17 protein-coding genes and 1 other annotated feature are annotated in these 21,863 nt (G+C 36.4%); of the genes, 6 read left to right on the top strand and 11 right to left on the bottom strand.

Annotation, left to right across the window (positions count from 1 at the left end; all coding sequences use genetic code 11):
• Positions 1–9: 9 nt before the first annotated feature.
• Positions 10–1,167, bottom strand: coding sequence for an N-acetylglucosamine-6-phosphate deacetylase (gene nagA, locus CSE16_RS16380; RefSeq protein ID WP_099424909.1), 1,158 nt, complete (start codon positions 1,165–1,167; stop codon positions 10–12).
• A gap of 408 nt (positions 1,168–1,575) precedes the next feature.
• Between nagA and CSE16_RS16385 the strand changes: the two genes are divergently transcribed.
• Entirely contained in the window at positions 1,576–1,797 is a 222-nt protein-coding gene (locus tag CSE16_RS16385) for a DeoR family transcriptional regulator (RefSeq protein WP_057989039.1), read from the top strand.
• 199 nt (positions 1,798–1,996) lie between these two features.
• On the opposite strand, the gene CSE16_RS16390 is transcribed toward CSE16_RS16385, so the two are convergent.
• Complete coding sequence (locus CSE16_RS16390) at positions 1,997–2,713, bottom strand: pseudouridine synthase (RefSeq protein WP_099424910.1); 717 nt, start codon at positions 2,711–2,713, stop codon at positions 1,997–1,999.
• 248 nt (positions 2,714–2,961) lie between these two features.
• Positions 2,962–4,578, bottom strand: a complete 1,617-nt coding sequence (locus CSE16_RS16395; protein ID WP_099424911.1) for a putative polysaccharide biosynthesis protein — start codon at positions 4,576–4,578, stop codon at positions 2,962–2,964.
• A 295-nt stretch (positions 4,579–4,873) separates the two neighbouring features.
• Between CSE16_RS16395 and CSE16_RS16400 the strand changes: the two genes are divergently transcribed.
• Complete coding sequence (locus tag CSE16_RS16400) at positions 4,874–6,145, top strand: BaiN/RdsA family NAD(P)/FAD-dependent oxidoreductase (RefSeq protein ID WP_099424912.1); 1,272 nt, start codon at positions 4,874–4,876, stop codon at positions 6,143–6,145.
• A gap of 48 nt (positions 6,146–6,193) precedes the next feature.
• Positions 6,194–7,009 carry a cysteine methyltransferase gene (locus CSE16_RS16405; RefSeq protein WP_099424913.1) on the top strand — a complete coding sequence of 272 codons (816 nt, stop codon included), beginning with the start codon at positions 6,194–6,196 and terminating at the stop codon, positions 7,007–7,009.
• A gap of 79 nt (positions 7,010–7,088) precedes the next feature.
• Here the strand turns inward: CSE16_RS16405 and CSE16_RS16410 are convergent, their stop codons facing one another.
• The 6 genes from CSE16_RS16410 to CSE16_RS16435 all read right to left on the bottom strand — a co-directional run bounded on the left by CSE16_RS16410 (position 7,089) and on the right by CSE16_RS16435 (position 17,001).
• Entirely contained in the window at positions 7,089–7,730 is a 642-nt protein-coding gene (locus CSE16_RS16410; RefSeq protein WP_099424914.1) for a PAQR family membrane homeostasis protein TrhA, read from the bottom strand.
• Between the two features lie 168 nt (positions 7,731–7,898).
• Positions 7,899–11,099, bottom strand: a complete 3,201-nt coding sequence (locus CSE16_RS16415) for a hypothetical protein (protein WP_099424915.1) — start codon at positions 11,097–11,099, stop codon at positions 7,899–7,901.
• A gap of 190 nt (positions 11,100–11,289) precedes the next feature.
• A complete protein-coding gene (locus tag CSE16_RS16420; RefSeq protein WP_099424916.1) occupies positions 11,290–11,724 on the bottom strand; it encodes an SRPBCC family protein in 435 nt (144 codons plus the stop codon).
• A 166-nt stretch (positions 11,725–11,890) separates the two neighbouring features.
• Positions 11,891–12,583, bottom strand: a complete 693-nt coding sequence (locus tag CSE16_RS16425) for a response regulator transcription factor (protein ID WP_099424917.1) — start codon at positions 12,581–12,583, stop codon at positions 11,891–11,893.
• Positions 12,584–12,909: 326 nt separating this feature from the next.
• Positions 12,910–15,324 carry a leucine--tRNA ligase gene (gene leuS, locus CSE16_RS16430; RefSeq protein WP_099424918.1) on the bottom strand — a complete coding sequence of 805 codons (2,415 nt, stop codon included), beginning with the start codon at positions 15,322–15,324 and terminating at the stop codon, positions 12,910–12,912.
• 187 nt (positions 15,325–15,511) lie between these two features.
• Positions 15,512–15,726: a binding site (T-box leader), on the bottom strand.
• Positions 15,727–15,828: 102 nt separating this feature from the next.
• Positions 15,829–17,001: an MDR family MFS transporter gene (locus CSE16_RS16435; protein WP_099424919.1), complete on the bottom strand. Its 1,173-nt coding sequence runs from the start codon at positions 16,999–17,001 to the stop codon at positions 15,829–15,831.
• Positions 17,002–17,139: 138 nt separating this feature from the next.
• On the opposite strand from CSE16_RS16435, the gene CSE16_RS16440 reads away from it, so the two are divergent.
• Both CSE16_RS16440 and CSE16_RS16445 read left to right on the top strand, forming a co-directional pair.
• Positions 17,140–18,096: a tRNA modification radical SAM protein MnmL/YtqA gene (locus CSE16_RS16440; protein WP_099424920.1), complete on the top strand. Its 957-nt coding sequence runs from the start codon at positions 17,140–17,142 to the stop codon at positions 18,094–18,096.
• Positions 18,096–18,677, top strand: a complete 582-nt coding sequence (locus CSE16_RS16445) for a tRNA 5-(aminomethyl)-2-thiouridylate-methyltransferase MnmM (RefSeq protein WP_099424921.1) — start codon at positions 18,096–18,098, stop codon at positions 18,675–18,677. Before CSE16_RS16440 ends, CSE16_RS16445 begins: the two co-directional genes overlap by 1 nt.
• A gap of 63 nt (positions 18,678–18,740) precedes the next feature.
• Here CSE16_RS16445 and CSE16_RS16450 read toward each other — a convergent pair whose 3' ends face one another.
• Complete coding sequence (locus tag CSE16_RS16450) at positions 18,741–20,201, bottom strand: alanine/glycine:cation symporter family protein (protein WP_099424922.1); 1,461 nt, start codon at positions 20,199–20,201, stop codon at positions 18,741–18,743.
• A 125-nt stretch (positions 20,202–20,326) separates the two neighbouring features.
• Positions 20,327–21,130, bottom strand: a complete 804-nt coding sequence (locus CSE16_RS16455; RefSeq protein WP_099424923.1) for an alpha/beta hydrolase — start codon at positions 21,128–21,130, stop codon at positions 20,327–20,329.
• A 134-nt stretch (positions 21,131–21,264) separates the two neighbouring features.
• On the opposite strand from CSE16_RS16455, the gene CSE16_RS16460 reads away from it, so the two are divergent.
• Positions 21,265–21,777, top strand: coding sequence for a gamma carbonic anhydrase (locus CSE16_RS16460; RefSeq protein WP_099424924.1), 513 nt, complete (start codon positions 21,265–21,267; stop codon positions 21,775–21,777).
• The last annotated feature ends 86 nt before the right edge of the window (positions 21,778–21,863 follow it).

Genomic DNA, 21,863 nt, shown 5'->3' on the forward strand with positions numbered 1-21,863 from the left:
CTCTCAAATTCAGGATTTTTCATAAACAACCTGTCCTTGACGAATTGTTTTATGCACTGTTAATTCGCTGTCTATTAATACGAGATCAGCTTCATAACCAACAGCAATGCGCCCTTTTGTAGTGGCATGTAGTTGTTGTGCTATATTTGACGAGGTCATCGCAACAATGTCTTCTAAACTACAAGCCGTAACCGCTCTCATATTTTTCAAAGCTTGCTCCATCGTGAGGACACTTCCAGCCAATGAACCGTCGTTTAACCGTGCACCATCTTCCGCAACATACACCGTTTGCCCACCTAAATCATATTCACCATAAGGTAATCCCTTTGCTCTCATGGCATCTGTTATTAAAATAATTTGCTTGGGCCCTTTCACTTTATAAACTAAGTTTACAGCTTTTGGATGACAATGAATAAAATCGACAATTAACTCCACGAATATTTCATCATCTTGTAATGCCGCGCCAACTACTCCTGGTTCACGGTGATGGAATGGACGCATTTGATTAAACAAATGGGTTGCTTGTGTTACACCTGCATCAACAGCTTTTTGCACTTCATCCATTGTTGCATCCGTATGTCCCATAGAGGCAATAATATTAAGGTGACGCAGCTTCTTTACAAACGCCAATCCATTTTCAAGTTCTGGCGCGACCGTCATTATTTTTATTAATCCACCACTTAACTCCTGCCAACGCTCAAGTAGTGGAATGCAAGGTGGTTGCATAAACTCGACTGGTTGTGCACCTGCACGCTTAACCGATAAAAATGGCCCTTCGACATGGACACCTAATAGCTGAGCCCCTTCAAAATGATCTTCATAGTTTTTCACATTTACTAAAGCAGCCTCGATATTTCCGATTGATTGGGTCATCGTCGTAGCTAAAAAACTAGTTACGCCTTCTTTCACTAAATGCTTTGATATTTCTTCCAACGCTTGCTGCGAACTGTCCATCGTATCAAAGCCATTCGCTCCATGAATGTGAATATCAATAAATCCAGGAAGTAAAAATAATGACTGTTGTTTACAATCAATTGTCCGCATTGCTTCTTTTTTTAAAGATTGGCCAATTTCAATAATTTTCCCATTTTCAATAAAGATGTCGCATATTTCTTGTCTTTCATCGCAATTAACAATTGTACTATTCGTAATGAGCAATGTTTCCATCAATGGTCCACCACCTTTACTATTTACTACAACATATTTCGTTTCGTACAACTCGGTATAGTTGTCTATACCAATTATACACAAAAATTATTTAAATTTAAAATGTTTTTAATATTTTCTGAATTTTGTAGATATAGCCCCATTTTAATATACGTAGGTATTAAATTGAAATTGTTGAATAAAATTAAAGTATATGAATTTTCGGTAAAAATATTAACAATTCGGTTTCAATTATGGAAATATACTTAATTTTTCGCTATAATGTTTGTGTCAGAACATTCATTCTGACCAAACTTTTAGAAAAGGGGCTGTCTAAGGCAATCAATTAAGTCCTCAGTGCACTCCGCACAAAACTTGTCGTCCGCTAGTCTTATGCCATGAGAATTAAGATCGAAGGAGTGGTTTTTTTTGAAACCAACTACTGACAGAATGCTTAATCGTATTAAAGACGTGTATATGTTTATCTTAAATAAAGGTGAAGTGACTACACAGGATTTGGTCGAAGAGTTCAACATCACTCCTCGCACCATTCAAAGAGATTTGAATGTGTTAGCCTTCAATGACTTGGTTGTTAGCCCAAGTCGGGGTAAATGGACAACGACGAAGAAAAAAGTAAAAATGACATCTTAGAATAGTAATAGCGGCTGATTCTTATTTTAGTAGAATGGCATGAATTTGCCTCACACATATTATAAGGTGTCGATCAGCTATACAATGTAATAAATTATGTATAGTATCAACTATATCTTTTGTAATTCAAAATTTTTGGTAAACTAAAAGAGAATGCCTTTTCGTCGGGGCATTCTCTTTTAGCGCGCCTATCTATTTTTTAGATGTTATGTTTAACTAAATTCGATAATTCTTCTTCCGTTAATTCACGGTAATCCCCTAATTCAAGCTCTGTGTCTAATTGCAGCGGCCCCATCGATATACGTTTTAAATACGTTACCTTTTTCCCTACGGCTTCAAACATGCGTTTGACTTGATGAAACTTTCCTTCTTGAATCATCAATTCAATTTCTGACTCAATGCCAGAAGATAAAATAACGAGCTCGCCTGGTTTAGTTTCGTACCCGTCATCCAGCGTTACACCCTTTGCAAACGCTTCAATATCCGCCTCTGTAACGACTCCATCAATTTTTGCATAATACCATTTCGGTACATGCTTTTTCGGTGATAGCAAATTATGTGCGAGATTGCCATCATTCGTAATTAATAACAACCCTTCTGTATCCTTATCCAATCGTCCTACTGGAAACGGCTGAAAATGCTGTACATACGGGTCTAATAAATCAATAACCGTTTGATCATGGCGATCCTCTGTTGCAGAAATGACGCCTGGTGGTTTATGCATCATAATATAAATAAACTCTACATATTCTACACGCTCTCCGAAAACCGCAACATTTTGCTTAACGGGATCTACATGCATCGCTGAATCCTTCACTACTTCCCCTTCAACTGTAACCGCCTTTTGTTTTAATAAAACCTTTACTTCTTTGCGCGAGCCATAGCCCATATTAGCCAATAATTTATCTAATCTCATGAATAATTGCCTCCTTGATTATCAATTACACCCCGGCGTTATTGCGTCCAGATTTTTTTCGAGCATGCTCGAAAAACTCCTTTTAAAATCTGTGACATCCGCCGGGGCTTTAACTTGATTCAGCCTGGTTTGAACCCCCACTGACTTTAATTTGGAATTCAGCCACCACTTATAAATGAAGATGACTTCTGCTGAAACAAGTTTAAGAAAACACATCCCATCACAACGAATGGAATGTGTTCGTTCGTTTATTTAACTAATTTTAATTTACGTGCAATTTTCGTTATTTTATCACCAAGTAATGCTTGTGCTAAACCGAGTTTGTAAGAAATCACACCGTAAATAGTACCTCCGATGCCAGCACAAATGGCTGCATAAATAAAGGCTAAAACTTTCGTGTCAGCTGGTGAAATCCATGTTAATACAAAGTGGGTAATTAACACAGCAAGAATCATCACACCGGTTAAAATAAATATTAATAAAATTCTTCGGACGATAATTTTCGCCTTATAGTCCGTTACTTTGTTAATGACCGCAATATTAATGCATATCGTCACACCATAACCAATTGCCGTGGCGATAATTGCACCATCAACGGACCACATTTTAATTAAGGGTGTATTTAAAACGGTTTTCGTAAACACCCCTACTAATAGACTAAAGACAACCCACTTTTGATATTCAACACCTTGTAAAATGGCTGCTGTCACAGTAAATAGCGCGAATAATACGGCAAGTGGTGCGTAATGACTTAATACTTGTGTACCCATTTCACTTTGTTCATAGAAGAAATGATATAAATCTTCTGCTAAAGCCGAAATACCTAAAGCAGCTGGCACAGTGATGAATAATAATATTTGATATGTTTTATCCATTGACACGCGCACTTGAATGATATCCTTTTGCGCATAAAACTTCGCGATGGTCGGAATGATTGCCATCGAAAAACCTGTCGCTAAAACAACTGGAATCATGACAATTTTTTGCGTTAATAAGTTTAGCATAGTGAAATATGTGTCCGTTAGCTTGGCGGATACACCACCAGCAATCATTGCACGGTTAAACGTTAACATATCAACTAATTGGAATAATGAGCTTCCAAGACCGACGAATACGATTGGTATAGCATACTTAAAGATTTCTTTATACATCGTTGAATAAGGCAATTGATGTTCTTTAGGTGCAATAACTTGCACCGCCTTTATTTCAGGTCGCAGCCTTTTCCAAAAATAAAATAATGTGGCAAGCCCTCCGATTGAACCGAAAAACGCCGCAAATACCGAGACATTTACCGCTGTAACAGGATCACCTTCGAGTACGTTCATGACGATAAACACCCCGCCTAATAAAAAGACGATACGGGCAATTTGTTCAATTAATTGTGACACAGAGGTCGGTAAAAAATGACCATAGCCTTGTAAATAACCGCGCACTAAACTCATAAATGGTACTAAAATTAAGGCATAGCTCACCCATTGAATAACATTGGCAATTTCCTCAACGGTAAACATTTGCTCATCGTCTGCAATAACAATATTTGCAATCGGGGTTGCCAGCATGTTCATAATTATAAACGCGATAAACCCCGTAATAATCATGAGTAATGCACCGGTTTTGACTAAACGACGGCCTGCATCATAATCTCCTATTGCATTATATTTCGAAACAAACTTCGACACTGCAATCGGCAAGCCCGATATCGCAATCGAAAGCATAATATTATATGGGATATACGCGTAATTATATAAACCAATATTTTCTTCACCAACAATAGCGTAAAATGGAAAAATATAAACTAATCCTAAAAGCTTGGATAAAAACAATCCAATGGTTAAAATTGCCGTTCCCTTCATTAATGAAGACATGAAAAACCTTCCGTTCTATGTAAAATTCACTAAACTGTATTTCTATTTGCTCAATATTATCGCTAATAAAATTATATTACAATGATTTACCGAAATTAAATTATTACTTTTTATCCATTTTCGGTCGCTCTTCCTATCGACGGAATCCCATTTACGAGGTTCCCGTACCTTTCCTTTAACAAGTTTACATGTGAAAGTCCATTTACTCAAATAGTTTCTTTTTTTCATGTATAATAAGTCTTATAGATAGCACTTGAAATACAAATTTTTTTATAGAGAAAGCGAGAAATATCCAATGATTGATGTAATAGTAATTGGTGGTGGTCCGTCTGGATTAATGGCCGCGATCGCTGCAGCTGAGCAGCACAAAAAAGTAATGCTTATTGAAAAAGGTTCCAAGCTCGGAAAAAAATTAGCGATTTCTGGCGGAGGTCGATGCAACGTCACAAACCGTTTATCTGCGGATGAAATCGTCAAACATATTCCTGGCAATGGCCGTTTTTTATACAGTCCCTTTACCGTTTACAATAACGAAAATATTATCGAATTTTTTGAAGGCCTTGGCGTTCCATTAAAGGAAGAGGATCACGGTCGCATGTTCCCCGTTTCCAATAACGCCCACGATGTTGTCGGTGCATTAGAAAAAGAATTAAAACGACTACAAGTAGATGTTCGTTTCCATACTGCTGTTAATAAGCTGTTAATGGATGATGAACAAATTTACGGAGTCCGTTTAGCTAGTGGTGAAGAAATACGTGCACAAGCGGTCGTTGTCGCAGTCGGTGGTAAAGCGGTTCCTCAAACAGGCTCTACGGGAGACGGATACCCTTGGGCTGAGCGCGCTGGTCATACAGTGACGACATTATTCCCAACAGAAGTTCCTGTCACATCTAAAGAACCCTTTATTCAATCACGTGAACTACAAGGATTGGCATTGCGTGATGTAGCTGTTTCTGTGTTAAATAAAAAGGGCAAAACACTCGTTACCCATCAAATGGACATGCTCTTTACACATTTTGGCTTAAGCGGTCCCGCAATTTTAAGATGCAGCCAGTTTATTGTAAAGGAACAATTAAAGACAGGGAGTGCACCTGTTCAAGTTCGAATTCAGTCATTAACAGCATACAATGAAGAAACATGCTTCCAATTGCTAAATAAAACGATTAAAGAAGATCCAAAAAAAGCAGTGAAAAATTTATGGAAATCACTCGTCCCTGAACGATGGCTCCTCTTTTTAATGGAGCGAGCAACTATCGATCCAAGCATGACGGGTATTGAATTATCACAAGAAAAAATTCGCAATCTTGCTCGTGAGCTCATCAGCTTTACAATGGATGCTCACGGTACACAGCCTATCGAAAAAGCGTTTGTTACTGGCGGTGGTGTTTCCGTAAAAGAAATCGAACCAAAAACGATGGCTTCGAAGAAAAAACAGGGACTTTATTTCTGTGGTGAAATATTGGATATCCATGGCTATACGGGCGGTTATAATATTACTTCAGCACTCGTAACAGGAAGAATTGCGGGAATGAGTGCAGGTCATTATAGTTCTCAAACTGCTAACTAATTAATGGAAAATGAAACTTAAGCAACACTACGAGGGGGGATCCGAAACATGCAAAATAACCAAGATTCACCAACAACACTTTATTTGGCCACTGATGAGCAAATGCAGCTCCACTTAACTTCCTATCGAATGCAGGATTTTAATGCGGAGGAATTTGGATTTCTCGTTCGTGCGAATTGCTATTATGAAATAAAAGAAAAATATGCTAAAAATGTGCCACTTCAATTAATACTTGGATTAAGTAAAAATGGTTTAGGCATGTCTTTAGCAATCGATTTGAACAATATTCCAAATACATTGCCAAAACAAATGAAGAAAATTGTTGAACATATACAAAAAAGTCCTGCATTTTTACAAAGCATTTCAAGCAACTTAAATGCTTTGATTACGGCTGAGGACCCAGAAACAACGATACATGCAGCGCAGGCAAAGCAATTCTTTTTAAGCCAAGCACCTCGGGGCATTACATCGTTATCGACAAATCGTCAAACAAACGCGCTTTTTTGGCTATATTACGGGGATAAACTCATTTCAAATGTAAGTCCATTCACGATTGATGATACGGGTGGCCATATTGCCTTTACGGTAAAAGCAGGATTTAGCCATGAATATATTATGCAATGTTATGAAGTGGAGTGCATGATGCATTTATTTAATGAGGAAGATAAGCTTGGCTATTACTTCGAACTTTATTTAGACCAGGAAAATTTCCATCATGAGCAACTTTATAACACGATACCTGATCAGTTTATGGAAAATGAGGATTTTTTAAACCGTATTTTATTACAAATGAAAAAATGCAATAATGAGCAATACGATGATTATTTACAAGATTTAATCGAAAAATTTGCTGCAAGTATATAAGGAACTTACAAGCTATATGAAAAAGGACAACCATTCGAAATTGAGTGGTTGTCCTTTTTTCTTATATAGACTTTTCATTTTATACGTATAAATAAATTGCGGCAAACATCGCGGCGCTACCAGCTACAACAAATAAATGCCAAATTGCGTGATTGTATGCAATTCGTTTATTTTTATAAAAATATGTTCCCGCTGTGTAACAAAGCCCCCCGACAAGCAGTAGGGAAAAACCTTCCCATGAAATATGAGCTAACAGTGGCTTTGCAACAAAAATAATAATCCAGCCCATCCCAATATAGACAAGCAACGAAACAATTTTAAAGCGGTATACAAAAAACTGTTTTAATATAATGCCAATTGCCGCAAGTACCCATTGAATAACAAATATCGTCCAACCGAGATTCCCACCAATAGCTACTAAAACGACCGGTGTATACGTTCCAGCGATTAAAAGGAAAATGGAACTATGATCAAGTTTTTTCAAAAATACTTTATGTGTTGGCCAAATATGATACATCGTAGAGGCAAAATATAAGCAAAACATGGAAATACCAAAAATGATATAACTAATCATTTCAGTTTGTGACCCACTTATTTGAGCCTTTTCTATTAATAAAAGTGTTGCAGGTATTGTTAACAACGCTGCAATTCCATGCGTTAATCCATTCCAAAATTCCTCTTTTGCACTATAACTACTCTGATTCGTCATTACTTGCGTCACGCCAATGCACCTCTTTCTTACATTAAGTATAATAGACGTGCCGAATAAGTAGTAGAGAAAAGTGTCATGCATATGATGTGATGTTTATCATGGGTTAGTTGGATATTTGTTCCTCTAACAAAAATAGAAGTACACTCATGAAGAGGTACTTCCTTTTGATAATTGATTTTATCGATTATTATATAAGCCCATTTGGCGGCTATTTAATCGGTTGTACGCCTTTTTCCAGTCCTTTTCCGCATTTATTGCAGTTGCTGACGTTGGATCTTTTTTAGCTTCCTCATTCTTCAACTCCTCTAATTCAATCGCCTTTGTTACTGCTTCAATATCCTTTTTCACAGTATTTAACTTTGAATAATTTGTAATTAGCTTTTGATCTGCGCTTGGTAATGCTAAATATTCTGCGTCAATTTGAGCTACTTTTTCATTCAACTCAGCTAAAGTAGGATATGTAGTATTTTTATCTACAATTGAATTAATTTTTTCATTTAATTGTTTTGCAGTGTTTGTTTTATTGTAAACGTCTGCTTCATAAGCAATTAATCGATCCACTGGTGATTGGTAAGCTCCACCATCACTATAATTATCTTTAAACAACTTTACTTGAGTAGTTGATAATTTGTAATAGCTTTGTAAAATAGATTCTTTCTTTGAAAATGTTGGGTTAAATCCTAGCTTATCCAATTTTGAGACAAAGCTTTTAACTGCTGACACATCTTTTAAAATATCTTTTAAAATGGTGTAATTTGATACAAGCTTTTTCTGAGAGGATGTTAATTTATTATATTGCAGATTTACAGACTCAATATCTTCCAACAATACTGTTCCGTTTACTATAAGACCTCGCAAATCATTAATAGCCTCTTCCACTTCACCAACAATTTCATTTATCCCTTCCATCCCATCTGTATTAATATCGGAAAAATCTATGAGCGATTGTTGTAATGAGGTAAGTTTCTTATAAGAGTCTAATGCACTTTGATATTTCTTTTGATCATTCGCATTTGCTGCTGCTTGAAGCTTGGATAACACACTTGCCGCCTTTTTAATATCAGAACTTGCTTTTGTTAAAGTAGAATAATTGTAAATGGCCTTTCGATCCTTAGACGGTAACTCCTTATATTTTTGAAGCAATTCATTAACTGTCTTTTGGAAATTTGGAATCGTTCCCGTATAAGATAATTTGTCAGAAGAAATCAATGCTGCAATGCTACTATTCAACGAAAAATCAGGCTTTTCAATATCTAAATCTGGATTTTTGTCTAGTTTAATTGCGATTTCTAGTTCATATGCTGCTATTACTAAATCACCATATGTCGCTAATGTATTATTCAGAGAGATATCTGAAATTAATGATTGCTGCATTTTTGTTAATTTTGCATGGGCAGAAATGGCACTTTTATATTTCGATATTGCTTTTTCAGTAGCAGATAACTCTTCTTTTTCAGTATTTCCACCAATATTACTTTCTAATGTTTCAGCTTCTTCAAATAATTTATTTACATTTAGTGCTGCTTTAATATCCTTTTGAGCTGTTGTTAAATAGTGGTAGTTTGTAATAAATTTCTTTTCAGCACTTGTGAGCATTTTATAAGTAGCTAATAACGCATCCGTTTCTCCTTGCGCTGATGATAAATCATTCACCTCATAGGCATCATAGCTATCACTTGCGCCTCCAAATAAATAATCCACAATGTTTTCATTTAACTCTAAAAGTTTATCATCTAATTCAATATCTATACCCGCTTTAATTAATGCAAAGCGCTCTTCTGAAATTAAAGATTTTTGTAATGGAGTCAATGCAATATAGGCTTTGTAAGCCGCACTTGCAGTTGCTTTTTTCTTATCGAGCTTTGCTTCTGAAATTTTAGTAATTTTTTTATCTACAGCTTCTGCTTTTTTTACATCCGCATCAATTTGCTTTACTAAATTCGTATAAACAAATGGCTTATAATTTTTATCAAGCTTTGAGATTTCCTTATTAATAGAGGCAATTTTACTTGATACTTCTGCAAGCGATTCATTATAAGCTGAACGTAAACTATCGACTACAATTGGTGAGGTACTTAAATCAAGATTCACATTAAATAATCCGATGATTTCATTATTTATTTCCTTCACTTTTTCAAATACGACATTATATTGTCGATTCTCTAAAACATCACTTAAGACTGTCATTAATTCGTCATAATTAACTTCATTCATTACCTTCAATAATGAGTGCTGTAACGAATCAAGTGCATCGTATTTTGTTTGCAGTGATAGTTGAATTTTTTCTAGATTATTTATTTGACTTTCAGTTAATTGATTTAACATATCATCGCTTGGAATTTTTACTTTAGCAGCTTCAATTTCTTTAACGAATTCATTAATAATACCAATATTTTTTTCTGCGTCTTTTAAAATATCTGCATTTGTAATTTGAGCTTTCGCACCTTCAGCTAGCGCATTGTAACGTTTCAATAAATTATTAATATCTTCCGAGAATTTACTATAATCCCCAATCTCATATACATCTTGATCCTGAACGGTAGAATATATAATTAAATCATCAATATCTTTATTCAATAAAGCGATACGATCTAAATTTCCACTCAAATCAAATGAATCTGTATAATTCGAATACGTTTCACCATTTAATTCAAACGATACTTTTGCTAAAATCGTTTTATCCTTTGTAGCAGGTGTAATTTTAAATGATCGAGCTGTTGCACCGGAAATAATACTATAATTATTTTCATCTTTTTCATACCATTCAAAAGTGTACTTAATTTGATTATTTTCAACCGGTAAAACTTTTTGAGTATCACTATCTTTTAATACAATTTCCCCCACTGTAATTACATCACCAACCGTTGCAGCTTGCTCTACATCAATTCCTACTAATGAGATTGGATCCATTGTTATATTGATTTTATTTACTTCATGGGGTTGGTCGGCGACGAATACCTTCTTTTTAATATTGCCTGCATCATCTTTCACAGGTTTATCATTTGCATCAATTTCATGAGCTGTTACTTTCACTTGAATACTTTTCCCAAGTGCTTCTAGCGGAACTTTTAGCGTTTTGGAAGTTGCGTCTTGAATGATGAATTCCTTCTCTACCCCATCTACAGTCTCAACATAATACCATTCATATTTTTCTGTAATATGTCTTGGTGGAATCTTTTTTGCATCCACTTCAATCGTATAATTAATTTTCGGTGTCTCGCCATTTACTTTATGTACTTTAATTAATTCTGAAATTTTTTCAACAGGGACTTCTTTCACTTCCTCCGCCCCAGCTATAGCTACCGGGACGACAATAGCAGCTGTTGCGATGGCTGTCGTTGCAAATAATTTATTAAAATTCGAGCTGTTTTTTTTCATAACATTTTCCTCCTACTATCATTAAATTCTCTATGTATACTAAACTAAATATGAAACAACTTATACCTCTGTACTATTCATCGTCAAATTTTAAAAGTTATTTAGAACTATTTCTAATTACCCTATTCTTTTGTCTTTTCCATCAAAAAAGCCCATTAGAAATAAGAAACATTTCTAATGAGCTAAAAAATTACGCTTGAATTTTACGTGCGATTTTTTCTGTTAAACGTGACGTCACTTTTGGTAACAACACTTTAATAGCTGGTGTTAAAACCGCGCCTGATAAACCACCCGCATTAATTTCTACTGTACCTGTCATCATTGTGCCGTTGTCATTTGCTTCGGCTTTAAATTCACCGCCACCAGTGAAGTTATCAGATAAACCTTTGATTTCAAATTTAATATTTGATGGTTCATTAAACTCTACAATTTTTATTTCAAGTTCTACTTTTTTCTTTAGGCCTTTAAAATTACCTTCGAAAGTCCATTTTGATGTTTGATCATCGATTTCTGTGTGCTCTTTATAAGCAGGAACTAATGTTGCCCATTTTTCGATTTTACTAACAAAGCTCCATACCTTGTCTTGACTTACTGGAATTTCAACTGAATGTGATGCTTGTGCCATCTTTATACACTACTTTCTTCTATTAGATCGTTAAATGGTCAAAATCATTTACTCCTATAGTATTACATAAATTTACTATGTTCTGAATAGCTATTTTGCCTTATACATATGACGTTTCATCGACAATTTTGTTTCATTTTTATTAGTTGCCAATTCTATATAACCCCTAATTTTCGTCTATGTTCGTATTAAATACATAGCCGAAACCTCTTACTGTTTTAATTATTTCAGGTTTCGCAGGATTTTTTTCAATCTTTTTTCTGAGCATGCTTATATGTACCGTAACCGCTTTTATGTCGACTATTTCTTCAAAGCCCCATACATAATTAATTATTTGATCTACACTTAATACTTGATTCCGGTGTTCGACTAAATAAAATAATATTTGTCTTTCTTTTGTATATAAATGCAGTTTCTCTCCCGCTTTGTATACAGACTTTTCTTCGAAATCGATTACTAGATTACTTACAGTATATTGATGTTTTCGTTGGACATTTTTGCGATTTAAATGTGCCTTAATTCGAGCGATTACTTCTTTCGGTATAAAAGGTTTTGTAATATAATCTGCCGCTCCAACATCAAAGCCTTGCAACTTGTCTTCGATTGTATCATTGGCCGTAACAAAAAAGATGATGGCTTCCGATTGTTCACGTATTCGCTTTACTAAATCGATGCCATTCCCATCTGGTAAATTGATATCAATTAACATTAAATCAATGGCTTCTGTCGTAATTAGCTTCCAGCCTTCTTCAACGGATGTTGCTTTTAATGTGTGATATCCTGCATTTTGAACATACAATGAAAGTACTTCTAAAATATCAGCATCATCTTCTATGATTAATATTGTTGATTCTTCCAAAAGTGTTCACGTCCCTTTTTTGAATCTCTCCCGTATGATAGGGGTTGATTTCCATTCCGGTTCGGACGCTTTCCACGGATACGGCCTGAGCCTGTAGTCTCAGAAGTCGTGCTGTTCCCGCAGGAGTCGCCTCCCCTTCATTCCAATCAACTTTAATTTTTCGCCATCCAAAGTTGTGATATTGATCATTCCAAAGCAGTTTATTTCTTATCGCACAGTATTCTATTTCAAAATTCTACCATATCATTTGTGGTTTTAAAACAAAAAATGACATTTTCAGCATAAGCCAAAATGTCATTTTTTGAATAGATTAAATTTACAGATTATTATTTAACAACAATGTTTACTAATTTCCCTGGAATAACAACGACTTTTACGACTGTTTTGCCGTCGATAAATTCTTGTACTTTGCTATCTTCCAGTGCAACTTTTTCTAAATCTTCTTTAGAAATATCTTTTGCTACTTTTACTTTCGCACGTACTTTACCTAATACTTGAACAACGACTTCTACTTCATCATCTACAAGCTTAGACTCGTCAGCTACTGGCCATTCTGTATACGTAATTGTACCTTCACGACCTAAAACCGCCCAAAGTTCTTCCGCTACGTGTGGTGCGATTGGGGATAATAACTTCACAAAGCCTTCTACATAATCAACTGGAATCACTTCCGCTTTATAGCATTCATTAATGAACACCATCATTTGTGAAATAGCTGTATTGAATCGGATACCTTCATAGTTTTCCGTCACTTTTTTCACTGTTTGATGATATACTTTTTCTAATGTTTGATCAGCCGAAACTTGAACTTTCTCAGCTAATTGACCTTCTTCTGTTACGAATAAACGCCAAATACGATCTAAGAAACGACGTGCCCCATCTAAGCCATTTGTGCTCCATGCAATAGATGCTTCTAATGGACCCATGAACATTTCATATAAACGTAATGTATCCGCACCGTGGGATTCAATAATATCATCCGGGTTTACAACATTCCCTTTTGATTTAGACATCTTCTCATTACCTTCACCTAGGATCATTCCTTGGTTAAATAGCTTTTGGAATGGCTCTTTCGTGTGTACAACACCTAAATCGTACAGCACTTTATGCCAGAAACGTGCGTACAGCAAGTGAAGAACCGCATGCTCCGCGCCACCGATATAAATATCAACTGGTAACCAACGTTTTAGTAATTCTGGATCTGCTATTGCTTCATCATTTGTTGGATCGATATAGCGTAAGAAGTACCATGAAGAACCTGCCCACTGCGGCATTGTGTTCGTTTCACGACGACCTTTTAAGCCTGTTTCAGGGTGTACAACATTAACCCACTCGTCAATATTTGCAAGTGGTGATTCACCTGTACCTGAAGGACGAATATTATCTGTTTTCGGTAATTCTAATGGCAATTGTTCAACTGGAATCGTTGTCATTGTGCCATCTTCCCAGTGAATAACTGGAATTGGCTCACCCCAATAACGTTGACGAGAGAATAACCAGTCACGTAAACGGTACGTAATTTTCTGTTCCCCAACACCGTTTTCTACTAGCCAAGCAATTGCCTTTGCAATACCGTCTTCTTTATTTAAACCGTCTAGGAAATCAGAATTGATGTGGACACCGTCACCAGTGAACGCTTCTGTTTCAATGTTGCCACCTTCTAAAACAGCAACAATGTCTAAGCCAAATTCTTTTGCGAATTCATAGTCGCGCTCATCATGTGCTGGAACCGCCATAATGGCACCAGTACCGTAAGTAGCTAGCACATAGTCAGCGATCCAAATCGGTACTTGCTTCCCGTTAATCGGATTCACAGCATAAGCACCAGTGAACACACCTGTTTTTTCTTTCGCTAAATCTGTACGCTCTAAGTCAGATTTTAATGAAACTTTTTCTAAATATGCTTCTACCGCAGCTTTTTGGTCAGCTGACGTAATTTCTGCTACTAATTTATGCTCTGGCGCAAGTACACAGTAAGTTGCACCAAATAATGTATCTGGACGCGTTGTAAATACTTCAAAGTCTTTGTCAGTACCTGCAATAGTAAATTTCACTTGTGCGCCTTCAGAACGCCCAATCCAGTTACGTTGCATATCTTTAATTGATTCTGGCCAATCGACATCTACAAGATCGTCAATTAAACGGTCTGCGTATTTTGTAATACGTAAAACCCATTGGCGCATTGGACGACGCACTACTGGGTGACTACCGCGCTCAGAAAGACCGTCAATTACTTCTTCATTGGCAAGTACTGTCCCAAGTGCTTCACACCAGTTAACAGCCACTTCATCCACATATGCTAAATCCATTTCCACTAATTTCGTGAAAATCCATTGTGTCCATTTGTAGTATGAAGGGTCCGTCGTATTGATTTCACGATCCCAATCATAAGAGAAGCCGAGCTCTTGAATTTGACGCTTAAATGTTGCAATGTTTTTCGCCGTAAATTCAGCCGGGTCATTTCCTGTATCCAGTGCATATTGCTCTGCTGGTAAACCAAATGCATCCCAGCCCATTGGATGTAGCACATTATAGCCTTGCATACGTTTAAAACGTGAAAGAATATCTGTTGCTGTATACCCTTCTGGATGCCCTACATGTAGACCTGAACCCGATGGATATGGGAACATATCAAGTGCATAAAACTTTGGTTTATCCGCTTCATTTTCCGTTTTAAACGTTTTATTGTCGGCCCAATATTTCTGCCATTTCTTTTCGATTTGTTGATGATTAAAGCTCACAAAAATTCCTCCTCTAGTTTTCGATTGCTGTGATTAGAAAGATATTTCTTGTACAAAAGTTGTGCAAGGTTCTATTCTTTCTTATGTGGATTCCTTTAAAAATGTATACATAAGCTGTTAATGTATTTGGGTTGAATTTACAGAAAATTCAGGAAACAAAAAAATCCCGCCCCATTCTTAAAAAATAAGAAGGGACGAGAGATATTTTATACTCCCGCGGTACCACCCACATTAGTGACACTGCACTCAGCTTGATTTCTTAACGCGAATACACGGCTTTAGCTACTATTAGTTCACCAAAGCTAACTCAAAGGCGAGTTCGACTTACTACCTACTAGCTTTCACCAACCGCTAGCTCTCTAAAAGGAAGAACCGTCTACTATTCCTTATCACAGTCTTTTTTAATATTTCATTCATTTTAGCGGATTGTCAGCAAAAGCACAAGAGGCTGTTTATCATTTACTGGCAATTTCAATATTTCATATTGCTCTTTCATCAAAAAAATCATCCAATTTCCTTGTTTTTCAATCCTCGGTCAAATAATAAACAAGGAACCATCGCTACAATCAATATAACCGTTAAAATAAGCATTAATACTTGCATTCCGTATAGATCGACCATTAATCCACCAAATAACGGACCAATCATTCTTCCTACAGTTGTGGCACTGTTCACTAACCCTTGATAAAAGCCTTCCTGTCCAGGTGGCGCCAACTTATTCGCCAGCATTGGGATAACAGGTGAAAAGAATACTTCCCCTAAAGTCAAAATAACCATCGCTGCGGCAAACATTTTAAAATCACCTGCAAAATACACGACGAAAAAGGAAACGGACATTAATGCTAAACCAAGTACGAGCTGATGTTTGATTTTCTTTTCCCAACGTGTCACAAGTGGTTTAATAATTGGCTGAACCGCCACGATCATAAAGCCGTTCAATGTCCACAATAAACTATATTGCGACAAGCTCATACCTAAAAACTGCGTGTAAGAGGAGATTGTTGCACTCCATTGCGAATAGGATAACCAGCATAATACTAATGAAACACTTAAAATACTTAACGCAATAAGAGGTGCTCTCACTTTTTTATCGCTCGCTTCTGAAGTTACTTTTTTCATTGTGATTTTACCTGAATCAAAGCGCTTAAATGTAAAGATGACAATAAGGAAAAACACAATATAAGCAATTAAATTTGAAATAAAGACCCATTCAAATTGTATATCTGCTATGACCCCTGCAAGTGCCGGTCCAATCGCTACCCCTACATTATTTGCTAAAAATATCGCGTTAAACGACCTCCTACCCCCTTCTGGCCAAGCACTTCCTGCAATAGCATAAAGTGCGGGAAATACAATCCCACCACTGAACCCTAACATCGTTAAAAAAATAATGTATTGCGGCCATTCATGCCAAATTGCAAGTAATGTAATCGAAAATAAATTTAAAATGACTCCTATTAATATAGTTTTATAGCCGCCAAGCTTATCAAACAATATACCGCCTAATATATTGCCAAACACACCGGCTAAGGAATTGAGCATCAAAACAAACCCTGCCATCGTTAATGTCTTTCCTAAATAATCATGTATGTAAATACTGTTTAACGGCCATAAAAATGAATTCCCGACCGTATTGACAAATGTTCCAATTATTAAAAGCCAAACTTGTTTTGGCATGTATTTTCCTCCTAAAATTTACAACTTTCATTGAATTAGTTTATTCTTTTAGCCGAAAATATACAATATAAAAGATTTTCTATTAGTACCGTATATGTGTACATGTTAAAATAAAACGTTAGAGGAGTGAATAGACTAATGACTGAAATAAATTTCCCTTTCCCATCTGATGGAAAGCGCTATTATACATGGAACCGTTATTTACGAAATGAATTTGGTAAGAAGGTTTATAAAGTGGCATTGGATGCTGGTTTTGATTGTCCAAACCGAGATGGTACGGTCGCTTTTGGTGGTTGTACATTTTGTTCAGCTGCTGGCTCAGGGGATTTTGCTGGCGATAAGGTAGATCCGATTTCTGTACAATTTGAAAAGATTAAATCGAAAATGGAGAGCAAATGGAAAGACGGTTTAACTATGGCCTATTTCCAAGCTTACACAAATACCCACGCACCACTTCCTGTTTTAAAGGAAAAATTCGAGGCAGCACTTGCTTGTGAAGGTGTAATGGGACTCAGTATCGCAACCCGCCCTGACTGCTTACCAGACGATGTAGTCGAATATTTAGCTGAATTAAATGAACGAACATATCTTTGGGTTGAGCTAGGATTACAAACTGTACATGAAAAAACAGCGAATTTAATTAACCGTGCGCATGATTATGAAATGTATGTTGAAGGGGTTAATAAGCTACGAAAACATGGCATTCGAGTTGTAACACATATTATTAACGGCTTACCACTCGAGGATTACAATATGATGATGGAAACGACTCGTGAAGTGGCAAAACTTGATGTACAAGGGATTAAAATTCATTTGCTACATTTATTAAAAGGCACACCACTTGTAAAGCAATATGAAAAAGGAATGCTTGAATTTATGGACAAGGATGCCTATATTCAACTTGTTGCCGACCAGCTTGAAATACTTCCTCCTGAAATGATTGTTCACCGCATTACTGGAGACGGTCCGATTGATTTAATGATTGGTCCAATGTGGTCTGTTAATAAGTGGGAAGTATTAAATGGCATCGATGCCGAGTTGGAACGTCGAGGTAGTTGGCAGGGGAAATTTTATCAACCGGATGTGATGAAATAATGAAGCTTCAACGCGTATTACAATATGCTCAAAATTTACTTCAAATGTCGATTGCAGAAGGTGATATTGCTGTAGATGCAACTGCTGGCAATGGGCATGATACATTATTTTTAGCAAACCTAGTTGGTGATGATGGGTATGTTTATGCCTTTGATGTACAAAAAGAGGCAGTTAACGCGACCCTTCACCGCTTGCTTGATCACTCGCTTGAACACCGCGCACTTGTATTGCGCGATGGCCATGAAAACATTGGAAAATACGTAACAAAGCCCGTTGCAGGTGCCATTTTCAATCTTGGTTACTTACCAGGTAGTGATCATTCAATTATTACGAAACCAAATACGACTATACAAGCACTGGAAAGCTTATTGCCTTTATTAAAAATCGGTGGTGTCATTGTATTAGTTGTCTATCATGGGCATGATGGTGGTAAAGAGGAACGAGATGAAGTGATTCGTTTTGTAAGCGAGCTACCACAAAAATCGGTACATGTTCTGAAATATGAATTTTTAAATCAAAAAAATGAGCCACCGTTTGTTATCGCTTTAGAAAAGGTAAAGGAACTTCCTAAGGGAAGCTGATACTTTACTTATATAATCAAAAAAATCGTCATCTGGAAGGATTTCCAAATGACGATTTTTTCATTATTCTTTTTTATACGTTTCCCAGAACTTAGCATTTTTAATACCTAGTTTAATAGGATCAAAGACTGGATTTTTTCCTTCTTTTTTCTGTTGCTCATAGTCTTTTAAAGCAATGAGCGCTGGTTTCATAATGAATAGCATCATAATAACATTTATCCATACTGTCAAACCTAATCCGACGTCACCAAATGCCCACGCTAAATCAGATGTTTTCACAGTTCCATAGAATGCCGATGCTAGAAGAACAAGCTTCATAAGGAATATTCCAATTTTTTCTGCTGTTCCAGATACTAAGTAGGAGACATTTGTCTCTGCTACATAGTAATAAGCCATTAATGTTGTAAAGGCAAATAAGAATAGCGCTATTGCAACAAAGCTTGAACCAAAATTGTTTAATGATGGGAACGCTTCATTCACTGCCGCTTGTGTAAATCCTGTATACGTTATTTCAGTATCCATTTTCGCCTCGATTAATGGACCATCCTGACTACCATCATGGACGTTATAGGTACCCATGAATAAAATCATTAAAGCTGTTGCTGTACATACTAAAAGTGTATCAATATAAACAGATGCCGCTTGCACTAAACCTTGCATTGCTGGGTGTGAAACTTCAGCAGCAGCAGCCGGGTGAGCTCCTGTACCTTGACCTGCCTCGTTTGAATAAATCGCACGTTTTACACCCCAGAAAATTGCACTACCAATCATTCCACCAAATACAGCATCTGAATTAAATGCGCTTCGGAAAATTAATGAAAATATGCCAGGTACTTCAGAAATATTCATTACAATAATAATTCCAGCTACAATTAAATAACCTAAAGCCATAAAAGGTACTAAAATTTGGGCAACATTCGCTATACGTTTAACCCCACCGAAAATAATGACTCCTAATAAAATAATCGTTACAAGTCCAGTAATCCAAGGTTCAATTCCAAATGCATTATCCACCGCACCAGCAATCGCATTAGCTTGTACTCCCGGCATTAGAACCGCTACTGAAAGAATAGCAGAAATTGCGAAAATAACCCCTAAAATACGAATACCTGTCGCTTTTTCAATGTAGAAAGCTGGACCACCACGATACTGTCCGTTTTTCTTTTCTTTATAAATTTGAGCTAGTGTTGATTCCATATAGGCTGTCGATGCGCCAATGAATGCAGTCACCCACATCCAGAATACTGCACCAGGACCACCAAAAGCGATAGCCGACGCCGTACCAATGATATTCCCCGTACCTACACGACCTGATAATGCAATCGACATTGCTTGGAAGGAGGATACACCAGCATCCGATTTTTCACCTGTGAACATTAACACAAACATGTCCTTAATTAATCGAATCTGGGCAAACTTTGTCAAAATAGAGAAAAATAGTCCTACAATTAAAATACCGTAAATCATTACTGGACCCCAAAGAATATTATTAGCCCAGCCTACAAAATCATTAATAAACCCCATTTAGTCACCCCTTTGGTAAACATTGTATTGTTTATGTATTTAGTATATTACAAATTTTCGAAATATTCGATATGTTTTTTACGTTTATAAAAAAAACCTAACAAAATAGTTTGTTAGGTTTTCCATTATTCTATTATATATCCTAAATCTCGTAACACATTATTTATAAAATCCACAGTAAATTGGAATATTTCCTCACGCTCAACCTCAAAATAAAGACTGTGGAAACAATCATTCCATTCTTTATAATGGTATTCTGATAAGCTTTGCTGCGCTAACCATCTTTTTGATGCCGAGCTATCTGCCACTTTATCTTTTTCACCATTCATTAGTAGCAATGGTATATTCGGAAGCTTAAATTCTGGATCACGCAAGTCCCTCGTTAAATTTTTCCAATCACTATACCATTTTACCGTAACGACATTGTTTAAAGGTAAGTGCTCCTTTAACTCAAGTAAAACATCTGTATTTCTCGTAAAATGATACAATGTCAGCTCGTGATTTAACTTAACATTTGATGTAAAGGCACTAAAGCTTGATAAAGCATTTGGTATCTTCCCTGGTGTTAGTTTTAAATTGATCCACGGGGATGTGATGACTAATCCAGCACATTCAATTTTATATTTTTGTAATGCTCTTAAGGCAATTGCGCCACCTAGACCATTACCAATCACAAATAAAGGTAAATTATATTCAAGTGCTATGTTTAATAATCGTTTTGTATAGGTTAAATAACCTTTAAAATCTTCATTATGATATCTTAAATATTGACCCTGTTTTCCATGCCCAGGCAAATCGCCCATAACGACATGAAAGCCAGCGCTTCGAAACCTTTCGATTAACCATGCGTACCAGTGATGATTCTCGTATGCACTATGAAGTATTGCTACCACAGCTTTCGGTTGCCCTTCAGCCTCCCATTTCCACATGGCCTAACCTCCTTAATACTAAACTTATCTTATTATAATGTATCTTTTAGAAAATGAAATGATATTTGAAAATTGCTAATCATTTGTTACGATAGTGGTAGACTTGTTTAATAAAAGAAAAGAGGCGTTACGAAATGATTTATCCATACAAAGATAAACACCCAATTATTGATCCTTCAGCTTTCATTGCAGATTACGCAACGATTACAGGTGATGTAAAAATTGGTGCGCAAACTTCTATTTGGTTTAATACGGTCATACGTGGAGATGTCAACAAAACCATTATTGGTGAGCGCGTTAGCATTCAAGACTTATCTTGCTTGCATCAAAGTCCAGCCTTCCCATTAATTATAGAAGATGAGGTGACAGTTGGGCATCAAGTAACATTACATAGCTGCACCATTCGTAAACGCGCATTAATCGGTATGGGTTCCATAATTTTAGATGGCGCTGTAATTGGTGAAGGGGCATTTATCGGTGCCGGTAGTCTTGTTCCACCAGGTAAGGTAATTCCACCGAATATGTTAGCAATGGGCCGTCCCGCTAAAGTCGTGCGCGAAGTAACAGCGGAGGACCGGGCAGATATGGATCGCATCATTCGCGAATATGTAGAAAAAGGGCAGTATTATAAATCGCTGCAAAAGTAATTAAGCGTATAAAGAAAAAATCCTAGGTGATGTTCATTAATTTCATGAACATCACCTAGGAATAGTTTTCGCCTTGTTCAATTTCC

The organism is Solibacillus sp. R5-41, from assembly GCF_002736105.1.
Taxonomy (GTDB): Bacteria; Bacillota; Bacilli; order Bacillales_A; family Planococcaceae; genus Solibacillus.